Genomic DNA, 269 nt, shown 5'->3' with positions numbered 1-269 from the left:
AGGTAGTGGTGCCGGTGGGGCGGCCCCTTTGGATCGAACGCTTTGGCATTGCCAAGAGCGTCGAACACGGTCACGATTTAAACCACGTTAAACTTAACTCATCCAACGGCTTCGAGATCAGTTGCCACGAGTTCACCGCCTGGGGGAGCTGGACGTGGAATCGAGTGACATCACCGCCGAAATTCGCATGGCCGTCCTCGGCGAATGGGTGCCTCCCCAGCTCGCCGACGTGCTCGCCCTGCAGCGTGCCGAAGAGCCGGAGACCCATG

1 pseudogene is annotated in these 269 nt (G+C 60.6%); it reads left to right on the top strand.

Going from position 1 to position 269, the window contains the following annotated elements:
* Positions 1–154 precede the first annotated feature (154 nt).
* A pseudogene (locus C8D93_RS21460) lies at positions 155–268 on the top strand (LysR family transcriptional regulator); the annotation flags it as partial.
* Position 269 lies beyond the last annotated feature (1 nt).

Source organism: Sinimarinibacterium flocculans, from assembly GCF_003201205.1.
In the GTDB taxonomy this organism is placed as follows: domain Bacteria; phylum Pseudomonadota; class Gammaproteobacteria; order Nevskiales; family Nevskiaceae; genus Solimonas; species Solimonas flocculans.
The sequence above is the reverse complement of the archived record's forward strand: the minus strand, read 5'-3'. Positions and strand labels throughout refer to the sequence as shown.